This is a genomic window from Acidithiobacillus ferrooxidans ATCC 23270 (assembly GCF_000021485.1).
Classification (GTDB): Bacteria; Pseudomonadota; Gammaproteobacteria; order Acidithiobacillales; family Acidithiobacillaceae; genus Acidithiobacillus; species Acidithiobacillus ferrooxidans.
Genome location: NC_011761.1, coordinates 1,281,033 through 1,294,288, shown reverse-complemented (window position 1 = coordinate 1,294,288; position 13,256 = coordinate 1,281,033). Strand labels below are relative to the sequence as shown.

The window sequence follows — 13,256 nt, the reverse complement described above, 5'->3', positions numbered from 1 at the left end:
TCGTGTTCTCCTTATCTTTCAGAAACTGTTCGGCAAGGGCTTAGCGCTCAGGGCATGTGCGAAACCTGTAACTTCCAGGATTTTCTGTGCAGAATCCGTCTGCAGGTAGGCGATAAAAGCACGGGCCAGTTCAGGCTCTTCGCTCTTGCTGGTGACAGCCACGGGATAGTGCATGGAAACGCCAACCGGAATATCCACGACATGGGCCTTCCCCCATGCGCTGTTGGCCGTCGATGCAAAAATAAAAGCCGCATCCGCCCTGCCTTCCAGCACCGCTTTCAAGGGCTGGAGACCATCGGGATATTTCTGCAGGCGTGCCGTCAGGTCTTGCCACAACCCGGCCTTTTCCAGCGCCATGCGCGCATAACGTCCGGGCGGAACCGATTCGGGATCACCCATGGCAATGCGCGCATAGCGCTCTTCCATGAGATCTTCGAGTTTGGGTGCCACCGGATAGTCCCTCATCAAACTGACGAGTACGAGCCGATTCCGTGCATAGTTCACCGCCGTATCGGTCTGCACGAATCCCTGCTCCGCGGCCTTGGCCAGCATGGGCTCCGAAGAAGGGGCAAACACATCGGCGGGCGCACCTGCCGCCATTTGTTCCATCAGCGCACCGCAAAAGCCGTAAGTGGGTTTCACAGAGACATCCGGGTGGGCGCTGGTAAAGCCCTGGATGATATCCTGAAAAGGTTCGGCCAAGGTAAGGGAGGCAAAAAGGTGTAAAGCATTTGTCATGGCTAACTCCTTATTGATGAAGAACGCTCAGAATGTTGTACTTATTTCAGCGAATGCATTGATGGGTTGCGCCAACTGATAGGCTGCCCCTGCCGAACTGGTACTGGGTGAAGCGCTTAGTGCGTAATCATTATTGAATAGGTTGTTGACATGCGCTGAGATCTGCAAATTCGGCAGGATGTAGCCTTTCCATAAGGAAAGTTCGCCCGTATCGTAAGCGACGCTGAGGCTGCCGGCGACATAACCATCCAGTTTTGAATTACCGGTTGCGCCCGTGGCGTAATATCGAGAGCCGATTTGCTGTACCGCCAGCATGCCCTGCCAATGGGCTGTTTTTACGTTTAGCCCAACAGCCTCGGTATGGTGAGGGGCTTGCAAGGCAGGCTGATTTTTAGAAGTCATACGCGCATCCAGAATGCCAAAATTGGCAAATGCAGAAAGCCAGGGAGTGATCTGGTATGTGTTGCTGAATTCCAGCCCCTGATAGATAGCAGCACCCGCATTGCTTTGGGTACTGAACACCTGATTCCCGATAACTACAGGGGTTGACAGGATGTAATTCTCAAAATTGGTGCGAAATGCCGTGAAACGCCCGCCCCATGCTCCTTGATGCCAGTAAGTCCCCGCCTCATAGCTGTTTGCAATTTCCGGTTGGAGGCCGCTGTTGAAATAACTGGCGGTAAGCTGGCTGGAACTTGGTGCTTCGGCGGAGCGGGTGTAATTGAAATAGAGATGCCAATTGGGTTGGAGCGCGTAATTCACACCAAAGGATGGTAGCCATTGGTTGAAGTTTGCCGCCCGTTCCATTTTGCTGACATAATCGCGCCAGGTCCGGTGTAAATTCAACAATTTCACTCCCGTGGTCAGTCGTAAGGTGGTAATCGGTGACCATTCCCCCTGCACATAGGGCTGAACGCTTTCCGTCACGACGGGCTGACTGACGGGCGCCGACACCAAGGCACCGGTAAATCGGTTATATAGGTTCGACTGATACTGAAATGCGGTTTCGTTATCGGAGTCTGCCCAGACCCCTGCTTCCAGGCTGCCGGAACCAAGAGGGTAGCGTGCCTTGAAGATGTTTCCGAATTCATGCACCGGAAATAGTTTGGTGGCCAGATAGAATCCGCCGGGAGCCGCGCGATTGTTTTGCGTGAACGTGCCACCACCCTTGCCGGAGAAATAATAATACTGATCAGATAGTTCCAGTCTCCCTATGTGAAATGCATACTTCACATAGGATTGCCAGTTCAGGAATGTTTTGAAATTGTCTCCATAATAATCAGGCGAACCAGGATCGGCTGAATTACCGCTGTAGCGACGTCCATATTCTGCAGTTTCCTGTTTGGTGGCACCATTATAAAAATTCCATGTCTGGTTATTCTGGAAGAAAAATAAGGTAAGTCGCCCCGGACCGATCTGACTGATTGATTTGAATATAAATGTATATTTGTGGCTTTGTGTATTGTAAAAATAGCCGTTGCTTCGGGTGTTGGTGGCACCCAAAAGAATCTTGGTGGGAATGATGCCACCTAATATTTCTCCGCTATTGATGACGCCACCGTAAGACTGCGTGCCAAATGATCCGTACCCATAAAACGGCGTTGCCGAGAAATGGCTGGATGGAGTCACCGAATGTATGGCGACCGTGCCTGCGAAATTGGCGTTACCAACAGTGGCAGCGGAACCTGGGCCTGGTTTGACATTAATGGCGGAAATATATTGGGGTGACAGGTTCTCATTAGAATAAAAGCCGTAGCCGATGGGCGAGTTAATCGGGATCCCATCCATGGTGAAGTTGATCAGGGATTGATCCATACCCCGCATGTAAATGTTGGATCCGTCGATACCGTTATTGCCCGTGGGAACGATATTCATGTTCGGAAGGTTTGCCAGACTCTGGGCGAAATCTCCGGTGGGATTCATGGCAGAGATGGCTTGGCCAGTAATCGTTTCTTCTGTTTGCGTCGAATCCAACGGAGATGAATAAGGTGCAGTCGCAGAGTTTCCTGATGTGCTCCCCATATGGGAGGCTGTGCTTTGTACCATGGGGAGTACAGGCGTATCGGCAATAGCCACTTGTTGCGCGGCGACCGTTGTGAGTGCCAAGCCTATTGCAACCTTGAGTGGGTGGCAGGATATGAGGGGTTGTTTGAAATGCAACATCATGCTTTTCTCCGAATAGACCAAGTCATACGACCAAAGGAAGGATTTTATTGGCACAGGGAACAATGACCCGCCGACCGTCACCGACGTCCACAAATTCAATATCCACACCGTATAGTGCTCGCATGTGTTCCGGACAAAGCACGATTTCCGCAGGACCATCGGCCAACACCCGGCCATCCTTGAGGAGAATAACCCGAGTAGCGGCAGCCAGAGCGTGTTCCGGATAATGGCTGCTCTGCAAAATGGCAAAGCCACTGCGAGCCAGGTCCTGGATTTGCGCCATGAGGCGGTGTTGATTGCCGTAGTCGAGGCCAGTCACGGGTTCATCAAGAATCAGGATGGGTGCTTCCTGCGCGAGCGCCCGGGCGATCAACACCAGTTGTCGCTGGCCGCCGCTCAACTCGGTATAGGCTCGGAGGGCGAGATCAGCGATACCCAGGCGTTCCAGAGCATTTGCCACTTGTGTCAGGTCATTGGCCCGCGCTCCCCCAAGCCAGGATTGGTGCGGCATGCGGCCCATCAGCACCACATCCTGCACCAGGAAAGGGAACACGGCGCCATGATCCTGGGGAACATAGGCCAGACGACGAGCGCGCTCTCTGGCCGAAAGGGCAGAAAGAGGTTTATCGCCGACCCGGATTTCCCCTCGCAAAGGCTGGACAATCCCCAGCAACAGACGAATCAGGGTACTTTTACCACTACCGTTGGCGCCCAACAGGGCGACAGATTCTCCGGCATGAAGTTCGAGAGAGACATCCTCCAGAACCGTCCGCCGATCATAAGCGTAAGCCAGATGTGAAGCAGAAAGCCTCATGCTGTCCATCCCTTACGCAAGCGGTGCAAAACCAGCATGAAGGCGATGATGCCCACGAGATCGGTTACCACCCCCAAGGGGATTTCTACTGAAAAAGCGGTGCGGGAGATATCGTCGGCAATGACCAAAAACAACCCGCCAGTCAAGGCACTGGCGGGGATCAGGACCCGGTTATCCGGTCCGACCATGAAACGGGCGATATGAGGAACGATCAGCCCCACCCAGGCGATCATGCCCACCAGAGAAACAGTCAGAGCGCTGGCGATGGTGGCCATTACGATGATCAACATCCGGGCCCAATGTACCGAAACCCCCAAGGCGCGTGCTTCTTCGTCGCCCATGCTCAGCACATTCATGGTTTTTCCGAAAGCGGTCAGGGCGAGTACGGCCAGAAGAATAGGAATCGCCATGATACGCAACTCGCTCAACCGGACCCCACCGAGATTTCCCATCAGCCAATAAACGATGGTCGGAAGTTGGGTATAGGGGTTGGCCAGATACTGCACCATAGTCAACAGCGCTGTGAACAAAGCGCCGCTGATGATGCCCCCAAGTACCAGCATCAGCACTGGGTTCACCGGATAGAGCCGGGAGATGAAGATCGCAATGAATACGGCGAGCATGCCAAACCCAAATGAAATGACTTGAGCCAAGCCCCAGGGTAAACCCAGCACGATTCCCAGTGCCGCACCAAAAGCCGCGCCTGACAACACGCCCAGAATGGAAGGGGAAACCAGAGGATTCATAAACAGCGCCTGAAAAGCGCTGCCGGACACGGACAAAGCCGCGCCGACCATTACTGCGGCCAGGATTTCGGGAAGACGCACATGGATAAGTAGTGCGTGTAACAGTGGATTGGCACCTGAAACGGCAGCCCAGAGTGATGATATGGGTAACGGGTAGCGGCCTATCAGCAAAGAACCGCCCGAAATGATGAGCAGTGCAACAAAGAGGATGGGGAGTCGCCAGATGCGGATCATGGCTGCATGATCTCCCGAAGCCGGGCATCGCTGATTTTCACCCCGAGAAACTGCTGATAAAAATTCTGGATATCTTTGTCGCTGAAGGCAAATTGTTGGGGATAAAGCTTATGGGCAAGCCATTGCGCACCCAGTATCTGCATAAAGGAATACAGGCGGTTGAACCAACTGAAGGGTTGCTGGGGGATATAGTAAACGCGATGGTGCCGCACCGCCTGCAAAGGCGCCCATGCGGGATTGGTATACACCTGGGCCAAAAATATGGGATTATCACTGAGAATCACCTCAGGGTTCCAGCGTAATACCTGTCCCATGCTTACTTGCTGATAGCCTTGAAAGTGATTGATAGTGCAGTGGAAAACATTTTCCCCGTCCGCCCATTGTATGGTGGCGGTCGGCATGGCCTCATCGCAGCCACTGCGCAATCCATTCGGACTGCCTGCGTAATACACGGAAACCCGGTTCGGTTCCGGAATCTGCGTGTGGAGATTCTGAAGCGCGTCTTTCTTTTCAGAAAGATAGCGGATCAGGTTTTCGGCACGCGTCTGCTTGTGAAACGCTTCGCCAAGCAGCCGATACGCCTGGATATAATCAGCCAGATCATGGAGTTTTACGTTTAATACGGGAAGTCCCAGAGCACGCAATTTGCTCACCACGCTCGCCTGGGGGCCCATATAGGGATACCAGAATACGATGAGATCAGGATGCGCCTGTAAAATCGTGCCGATATCGGCATTGTAACCCTGCCCGAACCAACCTCCCAGGACGGGCAGATGACGCGCCGCCGGATCCAGATATTTGCGTTGCGATGGCGACAAGGGCAGATTCCATCCCGCGAGAAGATGGGGATCCAGGGTGTAAATGAGGGCATTGACCGGGGGTGCGCTGCCAAAAACCTTGTCTAATGGTTGGGGAATGTTCACGGGCTGCCCGGACATGTCCATCACGACTTGTGCGGTCGCGGTCTGGAACGAAGCAATACCCATGATTCCTGTTAATATCACCGTGAACAGAAAACGCAGGCGCATAGATAAAATATTCATGGTGCGCGCCATGCGAGTCCACGTGCTTTAGTCATTGCCTGATTATAAGCTTTTGCCGGCGCCATGATTTCGCTGAACTCTCCGACTTCCGGGTGATGTCCGGATGTCCCAAGATAGCGCCTCAATGTCTCTATTTCCTGATTTACATCAATGGGCAAACGCTCTCTGGCCGCCATATTTTAATCCTTTTAATTGCTATCATTCAAACGAAAACGAATCGGCACTTCCACCTGCATGGCCACCGGTTTTCCGTCGCGGGTGCCGGGGGTGAAGCGCCAGTGCCGCACGGCCTTTTCGGCCGCCCGATCCAGGCTGGTGTAGCCGGAACTGCGGACCAGCGTTATTTTTTCCGGCAGACCGGACACATTGACCAGCACCCGCAGCAGTACGGTGCCCTCCTCCCCATCCCAGCGCGCCGACTGGGGATACTCCGGTGCGGGATTGTGGGCATAGGCAGGGATGCTGGGACGGGTTTCCGCCGCTGGAGCGGGAGTGGATGGAGGTAAGGCGGGCATGGCAGGCGTGGCTGCGGCTGATGTCACCGGTGCGGGCGTCCGGGAGATTGTGGATGGGGCTGCGGGCGCCGCCAGCGCGCCCGGCGCCGAGAGCGGGGTGCGGACCGGCACCTTGGCCTCTCGCAGCGGTCTGGGCGACAGCTTGGGGGGGGTGGGAACGGGTTTTTGTGGTATCGACGCGGTGGGTCGGGGTGCTGGCGGATGGGGGGCGGGCTGTGGGGTGGCGCTGGTCTGCGGCCAGGAAACCAGTTGGACCACCATGGGTGGGGTGATCACCGGCGTGGGCGGAGGAGATGCCCGCATCCAGACGGCCAAAACCGCCAGAATACCCGCTTCCAGCATCAGGGCCAGCAGAAAAACCACGGCCCTGGGTGGCTGCGGGCTGGCGGGGAGCGCCAGAGTGCTCACGGCTGCCCCGCACGGGTAGCGATGCCCATCTGGCTGATGCCGGCGTGGCGGCAGGCATCCATCACCGCCACGAGCTGCTGCAAGGTCACGGTTTTGGCACCCGCCAAAATGACTTGGGTATGGGCCAGATCGTTCCGGGCCAATTGCTGCTCCAGTTGGCTCAGACTGACGGTCTTATCGCGAAAATGCAGACTGCCATCGCTGCGCAGTTCCACCACCAAAGGGGTTCTGGGCAAGACCTGGGCGCTACTGCTGGTCGGCAACCGGGTGCTGATCCCAGACGCGGGGATCATGCGCAAGGTGATCATGATGAAGAACACCAGCAGAAAAAGCATGATGTCGATCATGGGAATGATCTCGATGCGCCCCTTGCGGGCCTCGAAATAACGCATCTCAGATCTCCCCTCGCCGCGCCAGCAGACTGACAGAGGCGTCTCCCCGGATACTCGGTGGCTGTCGGTAGAGGCGATTCAGGGTGCTCACCTTGATCCTTTCCATCTGATGCAGCACCAGACGGACCCGTTGCTGAAGTCCGTTAAAAAGCACCAGGCCCACAATGGCAATGGCCAAACCCGTTGCGGTAGCCACCAGGGCTTCCGCCACATGACCGGTAATGGCCGTTGGCGCGGTATCTGGATTACCCAATATCTGAAAGGCATTGAACATACCGATGATGGTGCCCAGCAGCCCGAGCAGAGGCGCCAGGGTGACGGCCGTATCCAGGATCCATAAGCCCCGGTCCAGCAAGGTCGCCTGGGTCAGCATGGCCTCCTCGGCGTAGGCCTCGCCGCTTGCCAGATCATGGGATGCCAACACTGCTGCAAATACGGCCTGTTGCGGGCAAGACGGCGTTTTGGCCAGCTCGGTTTCCAGCGATTCCCGGCCTTTTCTGTCTTGCAGATCGCGTAACAGATCGTCCCCCTTGCGCCGGATCATGGCCAACGCCCAGCCCCGCTCCAGGGCCACGAAAAGCACCACCAGCAACAGGAGCGGCATCAGATAAAGGATACCCCCGGACACGGCGGCAAGGTGTAATAAAATCTCCATGACATGCTTCCTTTAGAATCGTAATGCCAAGGAACCCACAACAGTCAGCGGCGCACCGGGATAGAAAGTCGCCGCACTGGCTCCGGTTTGCACATAGTTTTGGCTGATGAGGCCAATATAATGACGATTGAATAGATTCAGGAACTGCAGCCTTGCGGTTAGTTCGCTCCAATAACCAATTTGATTGGGTTTTACCCCCGGAAGTCCCGTACCCATGGTGTAACCGTTTTCCTGATTGTAAAAAGGCTTTATGAGCAATGTGCCATGGGAACTCGTGCGCCAGCGAATTTCACCCATCAAGGCATAGTCCTGAAATTTTTGCTGGTTGTATCCGGAATAATTGAGGCTTTGCGGGTTCGAGTCGTACCCCAGGTTATAATTGGCGCCGAGATTGGATGCCTGAGCGTAGGTGAGTGGAAGGTAGCTGGCGCCCTTCATGTCGTCGTAGACGGCAAAGAGTTTTGCCGTGAGCCGACGGGTGATCTGCTGGGTGACGCCCAAGGTACCGTTGTACCGATAATCCGGGGCGGCTCCATTCCCGCGCCAGGCGTCGGCATGGGCATAGGAGGATGAAATGAAAAACTTGGTGCCGGTGGGCAGCAACCCAGAGTCCAAACGCATGAAGGTCTTGTGAAAGCCAAAGGAACCGGCGCTTTGGGAGACCTCGCCGCCGAAATGATCCGCCGCCCAGCGAATGTTCCGGTTGAGATATCCTTCCTGCGTGAATACGGAAATATGCTCTGGCGCGAAAGGGGGTGTCAGGAGGGTGACGCTCCGCAAGTTTTCGCTATCGAATAAAAATTGTTGGCCCGCTCCCGGATCGATGGCGGAGATGGGAATGCCATCCACGGTGCCGATGGCCCCTTTGATGCTCGTTTCACCACGGATGCTGATGCCCACAGGGCCGCCACTGGACAAGCCGTATGGGTCCGTTGTCTGCACCATGACCGAGGGTAGTCCACTGACGATGCTATAGACATTGGTCCCACCGGGGCTTTGAAAGAGGTCGAAGCTGGAGTTGGGGATGGTGGCACCCGTGCCTGCGCCCAGGGACGGCAGCACGAGGGGTGTCTGACCGGTCCCCGTTACGGTAATGGCTTGGAGCTTTGGGGCGTTTGCGCCGTCTTCCGCCCATACGAGGCTCGACTTCATCGTTGCGGCCATTATTAGCGTGTACACCGTGTAATGCACGACGGCTTTGATTTTCATGACGGCTCCTGATCCAACCTATCTTGGATATGTACGAAATGGACGCGTTTTGGTGGAGCCACGCGGTTGCGATAGTTGATCCATAACGCGCCTCTAAAAACGTAGCCCTATCGTCCCGGCGACGGTGATGGGCGCGCCGGGATAGAAACTGGCACCGCCAGATGCCGCGGTGCTGAAATAGCTGCTGTCGATGAGGCCGATATAGTGGCGGTTAAAGAGGTTCAGGATACTCAGATTCACAGTCAGCTCGCCCACATGGGTAATCCGCCGGTGATAACCCATGTTCAGGTTGGCCAGCAGATAGCCCGGCAAGGGTTGGGTATGCAGGGTATCCGCATAGCGGCTCCCCATATACTGCAATGTGGGCGCAATACTGAACCGGCCATATTCGTATAATGCACCCAGACTACCAATGAAGCGTGGCGTGTCAGGAAACTGCAAGCCAGTGACGGGCAAGAAAGCGCCACTGCCGGTACGCAGATCCTGAGTGAAATAGGCGCGGTCATAGGCCAAGTTACTGAACACGGACAGCCGATGCCAGAGCTTGGCTCCGGCCGCCAGTTCAAAGCCCCAGGCGCGACCCACGCCCGCGTTCTGATCATAGCTGATACCCACCAAAGGGTCGTAGGCATTCACGTATTTATTGCGATAGGTGGCGTAAAAAAAGGTGGGATTCACATACCACGCCGCTTCGTGCCATTTGAGCCCCAGACTGAAGCTGTTGGAGGTTTCCGGCGCCAGTTGATCCCAGGCACGCTGCGCGGTCACCCCAGCCTTTTGAAAAGCAGCAATGTTCATTTGTACGGAGGGCCAATTGTTGAAGGCGGGAGCACCATTATTGCGACCATAGGCAAAGACCGCATCCAGGTCTGGGTTGACTGCATAAACCGCCGAAAAATAAGGTAGCCATTGGTAGAAGGTTCTACCCTCCACACTGCGGGCTGGATTGATGGAGGTGGCCAGATTCAAGGCATTGGCATAGGATGCGTCAGGAATCCCCGCGGTATTGTAGACGCTGAAGGACGGCGTTTGCTCCATCAGATAACGAGCGCCTGCCGTAAACGTTACGGGACCGACCCTCCGCCGCCATTGGAAATAGGGACTGTTGAAGACGTGGTCCGCCGTAGCGCGTGCCAAGAGGCCATAACCGCCAAAAACGGGCTGGCCGTTGACCAGACGATAAATCTTGAAATCCGTGGGGGGTCCGGGAGGAGTTAGATTTTCAAACCAGTAACCAACTGAAAAGTGATTACCATTCCATTGGGTGTCGTATTGGGCCACCACGCCATAGAGAGAATGGTCGATGACCCAATCTCGCAAACCTGGTTTACCCCCGAGGTTATCCAACCCCTGCAGGTAATAGCCGTTTTCCTGGCTGTAGAAGGGCTTGATAACGAGCGTGTTCTGATCATCGGGATGCCAGTTGAGTTCCCCGAATACCGCGTAATCCTGGAATTTCTGCCGGTTATATCCGTAATAATTCACGTCGTTGGCGGCATTCCCGGTGAGTGCGCTGTTATAGCCGAGGTTGTAGTACTGCCCCAGATTGCTGGCCTGGGTATACGTCAGAGGCAGATAATTATTCTCCTTCATGGAACCGTAGGCTGCATAAACCTTGGCGCTCAGGGTACGGCCTAAATCCTGGCTGATGCCGATCTCACCGTTATAGCGATAGTCCGGTGATGCGCCCGGGCCGCGCCACTGATCCGCATGGGTATAGGATCCGGAGATGAAGACGCGGGTGCCGGTAGGCAAGGTACCCGAGTCCAGCCGGATGAAGCTGCGATGAAAATTATAGGATCCAAAGCTCTGATCCACTTCGCCGCCAAACTTGGCCCTGGGCCAGAGCACATTGCTGTTGAGATAGCCCTGGGTGGTGAATACGGCCAGTTTGTCCGACGGGAAGGGCGCTGACAACAGCGTGACACTGCGGATGTTTTCCATGTCGAACAGAAACTGTTCGCCGGGGCCGGGGTTGACGGCGGACAGGGGTAACCCCTCTACCGTGCCGATCCCTCCGTGGGGATTGCGCTCCCCCCGGATGCGTATACCCTTGTTGCCGCCTGGCACGTTGGCCAGACCGTAGGGATCCGGGTTCTGGGCCATGACCGACGGCAGAAGGGAGACGGCGGCGTACGGATTGGTCTGCCCTGCTCCACCGAGAATGTCCAATGCATGGCCGCTGATGGTGGCCCCCTGCTCAGCGCCGCTCGCAGGGTTTTCCAGGGTGTTTTTCTGATGTCCCTCCACGGTCACGGTGCCGAGTTTTGGCAGGGCGCTATCGGCGTCGGCGGACGGGACGCAGGCCAAAACGCTGGCTACGGACATATATAATGCAGTGCGCGCAAAATGCTGCATGACTCTCTCCTCAGGCCAACTGTTCGGCGATACGGCTGAAGGGCACCCGCACCGGTTCCGCGAAGGTGGTGCGGCGGTTGATCATGCGGATGGACAGAGATTCCACCCAGCGCCAGTATTCCTCCGCCACCTCCAGCGGGAATGCGACATTGCGCAGGGCCTGTATGTAGAGATCCAGCCAGAGTTCACGGTCCTTCTCTCGGATGGTGAAAGGAAAGTGCCGTTCGCGCAGATGGGGATGACCTTTGCGTTCCGTATATAACTTCGGCCCACCGCAGACCTCTGCGTGAAAATCCGCCGTCAATTCCACGGCCTTCCAGAAGTGCTTTTCATTGCTGCCAAAGATGGGCTGGAGCGGACTGTGCCAGATGAGCCGGTGATGCTCCACGACCAGTTCCCGGACTTTTTCCACCCCGGCTACCCGCGCTACCCGGCTGGTGGGAAAAATCACTTCGGGAAACCGCATATCGGTAACGGCGGGGCGCACTATGGATTCCTCCTCCCCAAAATGACGGATATCCAGCGTCTCCGAGCCGGGGCAGTGCGGACCCTGTTCCGAGAGGACAGCATCATTGTGAACGGACAACTTCAGGACGGCTGATCTTTCCTGTTCCATGTTCATTTTCCCCCCTCCATATATAGCCGGATATGACGCATGGCGCGCATCCCCAGCGAAACCGAACCGAGACAGCAGAAGCGTGCCCCGAATGTGATATAGTTGTCCGAATATAGCTCCGTCCGATAGGGACGGCAACAACGACACATCAAGCAATAACGGTGCCAAAGAATAACTATAATATCATCATGTGGTTATATCTTTTCGTCCTGTAAGAGACTGAACATCTTGTACGCTTTGTTACCGCTTGCGTGTCCGGGCCTCATCAAACCGGCGGTGCCGGACAAATTCTGTCGCGAATCCGGCCGGGATCAACATGAGATTGCCGTGATAAAGCATGCATTTTGTCGCAAAGCCTACATCCGCTGCTTGCGTTGTTTTTCCGATGCAATTTAGCCAAAAGGCTGTTTATCTTGAAATTAACAAGACAGCCGTATCTGGAATGAAGATTGCTAGGATCAGGGCAACAGCATCTTCAGATCACCGACAGGTCGGTAACAGGAGTACACCATGCACATTGTCGTCTGTATCAAACAGGTTCCCGACAGCGCCCAGATCCGGGTGCATCCGGTCACCAACACCATCATGCGGCAGGGTGTACCCGCCATCATCAACCCCTTCGACGTTTTTGCCATCGAAGAGGCCTTGCGCCTCAAGGACCGCTTCGGTGGACGAGTCACCGTGCTGACCATGGGGCCGCCCCAAGCGGAAGACGCACTGCGCAAGGCCATCGCCTATGGTGCCGACGACGTGATACTCCTGACCGACCGCGCCTTCGCCGGTGCCGACACCCTGGCAACCTCCTTTGCCCTGGCACAGACCATCCGCAAAATTGGTGAGGAACATCCCGTAGATCTGGTGTTTACAGGCAAGCAGACCATTGACGGCGATACCGCACAGGTCGGACCTGGCGTTGCCAGGCGCCTGGGCCTGCAACTCCTCACCTATGTTTCCGCGATCGATACGCTGGACCTTGCGGAACGCAGCATTACCGTACGGCGCCGTTCCGAAGGTGGTGTACAGGTGATCCGGACCCGCCTGCCCGCCCTGATCACCATGCTGGAGGGTAGCAACCAGATCCGCTTCGCCGGCATGGATGATATGTTTCGCTCGGCCCGCTTTGAGGTGCCGAAATGGAATAAAGAGCGCGCCGGCATTGAGGATGTCAGCAAAATCGGCCTCAAGGGCTCGCCCACGGTGGTCAGCAAGATATTCACCCCCAAGCCCCGGGCGGTGAAGGCACAGATGATCGGCGCCGATCTGGACGCCGACGGCACCGCCAACGCCATCCTGGATATTCTCAGCAGCCAGCACCCGCGCCTGGCGCAGGAACTCGGCCTGATCACCCCATAAACGCACAAG

14 protein-coding genes are annotated in these 13,256 nt (G+C 55.9%); 2 read left to right on the top strand and 12 right to left on the bottom strand.

Annotation, left to right across the window (positions count from 1 at the left end; translation table 11 throughout):
* Nucleotides 1-18 precede the first annotated feature (18 nt).
* The 7 genes from modA to AFE_RS16755 are packed head-to-tail and all read right to left on the bottom strand — an operon-like array spanning nt 19 to nt 6,256.
* Nucleotides 19-738, bottom strand: coding sequence for a molybdate ABC transporter substrate-binding protein (modA, locus tag AFE_RS06975; RefSeq protein WP_012536558.1), 720 nt, complete (start codon nt 736-738; stop codon nt 19-21).
* A 27-nt stretch (nt 739-765) separates the two neighbouring features.
* Nucleotides 766-2,904, bottom strand: a complete 2,139-nt coding sequence (locus tag AFE_RS06970) for a TonB-dependent receptor (protein ID WP_080513193.1) — start codon at nt 2,902-2,904, stop codon at nt 766-768.
* 22 nt (nt 2,905-2,926) lie between these two features.
* Nucleotides 2,927-3,718 carry an ABC transporter ATP-binding protein gene (locus AFE_RS06965; protein ID WP_009562005.1) on the bottom strand — a complete coding sequence of 264 codons (792 nt, stop codon included), beginning with the start codon at nt 3,716-3,718 and terminating at the stop codon, nt 2,927-2,929.
* Nucleotides 3,715-4,698, bottom strand: a complete 984-nt coding sequence (locus AFE_RS06960; RefSeq protein WP_012536555.1) for a FecCD family ABC transporter permease — start codon at nt 4,696-4,698, stop codon at nt 3,715-3,717. Before AFE_RS06960 ends, AFE_RS06965 begins: the two co-directional genes overlap by 4 nt.
* Complete coding sequence (locus tag AFE_RS06955) at nt 4,695-5,741, bottom strand: ABC transporter substrate-binding protein (protein ID WP_157293185.1); 1,047 nt, start codon at nt 5,739-5,741, stop codon at nt 4,695-4,697. Before AFE_RS06955 ends, AFE_RS06960 begins: the two co-directional genes overlap by 4 nt.
* Nucleotides 5,738-5,917 carry a hypothetical protein gene (locus tag AFE_RS15620; protein WP_012536553.1) on the bottom strand — a complete coding sequence of 60 codons (180 nt, stop codon included), beginning with the start codon at nt 5,915-5,917 and terminating at the stop codon, nt 5,738-5,740. Before AFE_RS15620 ends, AFE_RS06955 begins: the two co-directional genes overlap by 4 nt.
* A 12-nt stretch (nt 5,918-5,929) precedes the next feature.
* Complete coding sequence (locus AFE_RS16755; protein WP_225487436.1) at nt 5,930-6,256, bottom strand: energy transducer TonB; 327 nt, start codon at nt 6,254-6,256, stop codon at nt 5,930-5,932.
* Between AFE_RS16755 and AFE_RS16750 the strand changes: the two genes are divergently transcribed.
* Entirely contained in the window at nt 6,255-6,683 is a 429-nt protein-coding gene (locus AFE_RS16750; protein ID WP_225487435.1) for a hypothetical protein, read from the top strand. The genes AFE_RS16755 and AFE_RS16750 overlap by 2 nt on opposite strands.
* Here AFE_RS16750 and AFE_RS06945 read toward each other — a convergent pair.
* The 5 genes from AFE_RS06945 to AFE_RS06925 all read right to left on the bottom strand — a co-directional run bounded on the left by AFE_RS06945 (nt 6,661) and on the right by AFE_RS06925 (nt 11,900).
* Nucleotides 6,661-7,056: an ExbD/TolR family protein gene (locus tag AFE_RS06945; protein ID WP_012536551.1), complete on the bottom strand. Its 396-nt coding sequence runs from the start codon at nt 7,054-7,056 to the stop codon at nt 6,661-6,663. The genes AFE_RS16750 and AFE_RS06945 overlap by 23 nt on opposite strands.
* Before the next feature lies 1 nt (nt 7,057).
* Nucleotides 7,058-7,711, bottom strand: coding sequence for a MotA/TolQ/ExbB proton channel family protein (locus tag AFE_RS06940; RefSeq protein ID WP_012536550.1), 654 nt, complete (start codon nt 7,709-7,711; stop codon nt 7,058-7,060).
* Between the two features lie 12 nt (nt 7,712-7,723).
* Nucleotides 7,724-8,920 carry a TonB-dependent receptor gene (locus AFE_RS06935; protein WP_009566079.1) on the bottom strand — a complete coding sequence of 399 codons (1,197 nt, stop codon included), beginning with the start codon at nt 8,918-8,920 and terminating at the stop codon, nt 7,724-7,726.
* 93 nt (nt 8,921-9,013) lie between these two features.
* Complete coding sequence (locus tag AFE_RS06930; RefSeq protein ID WP_012536549.1) at nt 9,014-11,278, bottom strand: TonB-dependent receptor; 2,265 nt, start codon at nt 11,276-11,278, stop codon at nt 9,014-9,016.
* Nucleotides 11,279-11,288: 10 nt separating this feature from the next.
* On the bottom strand, nt 11,289-11,900 hold the full coding sequence (locus AFE_RS06925) for a globin domain-containing protein (RefSeq protein WP_012536548.1): 612 nt from the start codon (nt 11,898-11,900) through the stop codon (nt 11,289-11,291).
* A gap of 504 nt (nt 11,901-12,404) precedes the next feature.
* Here AFE_RS06925 and AFE_RS06920 point away from each other — a divergent pair.
* Complete coding sequence (locus AFE_RS06920; protein ID WP_012536547.1) at nt 12,405-13,247, top strand: electron transfer flavoprotein subunit beta/FixA family protein; 843 nt, start codon at nt 12,405-12,407, stop codon at nt 13,245-13,247.
* Nucleotides 13,248-13,256: the final 9 nt, after the last annotated feature.

Coding starts and splice junctions, on each gene's coding strand:
- modA (WP_012536558.1), bottom strand. CDS start 738: ATGACAAATGCTTTACACCTTTTTGCCTCCCTTACCTTGGCCGAACCT.
- AFE_RS06970 (WP_080513193.1), bottom strand. CDS start 2,904: ATGATGTTGCATTTCAAACAACCCCTCATATCCTGCCACCCACTCAAG.
- AFE_RS06965 (WP_009562005.1), bottom strand. CDS start 3,718: ATGAGGCTTTCTGCTTCACATCTGGCTTACGCTTATGATCGGCGGACG.
- AFE_RS06960 (WP_012536555.1), bottom strand. CDS start 4,698: ATGATCCGCATCTGGCGACTCCCCATCCTCTTTGTTGCACTGCTCATC.
- AFE_RS06955 (WP_157293185.1), bottom strand. CDS start 5,741: ATGAATATTTTATCTATGCGCCTGCGTTTTCTGTTCACGGTGATATTA.
- AFE_RS15620 (WP_012536553.1), bottom strand. CDS start 5,917: ATGGCGGCCAGAGAGCGTTTGCCCATTGATGTAAATCAGGAAATAGAG.
- AFE_RS16750 (WP_225487435.1), top strand. CDS start 6,255: ATGGCAGGCGTGGCTGCGGCTGATGTCACCGGTGCGGGCGTCCGGGAG.
- AFE_RS16755 (WP_225487436.1), bottom strand. CDS start 6,256: ATGCCCGCCTTACCTCCATCCACTCCCGCTCCAGCGGCGGAAACCCGT.
- AFE_RS06945 (WP_012536551.1), bottom strand. CDS start 7,056: ATGCGTTATTTCGAGGCCCGCAAGGGGCGCATCGAGATCATTCCCATG.
- AFE_RS06940 (WP_012536550.1), bottom strand. CDS start 7,711: ATGGAGATTTTATTACACCTTGCCGCCGTGTCCGGGGGTATCCTTTAT.
- AFE_RS06935 (WP_009566079.1), bottom strand. CDS start 8,920: ATGAAAATCAAAGCCGTCGTGCATTACACGGTGTACACGCTAATAATG.
- AFE_RS06930 (WP_012536549.1), bottom strand. CDS start 11,278: ATGCAGCATTTTGCGCGCACTGCATTATATATGTCCGTAGCCAGCGTT.
- AFE_RS06925 (WP_012536548.1), bottom strand. CDS start 11,900: ATGAACATGGAACAGGAAAGATCAGCCGTCCTGAAGTTGTCCGTTCAC.
- AFE_RS06920 (WP_012536547.1), top strand. CDS start 12,405: ATGCACATTGTCGTCTGTATCAAACAGGTTCCCGACAGCGCCCAGATC.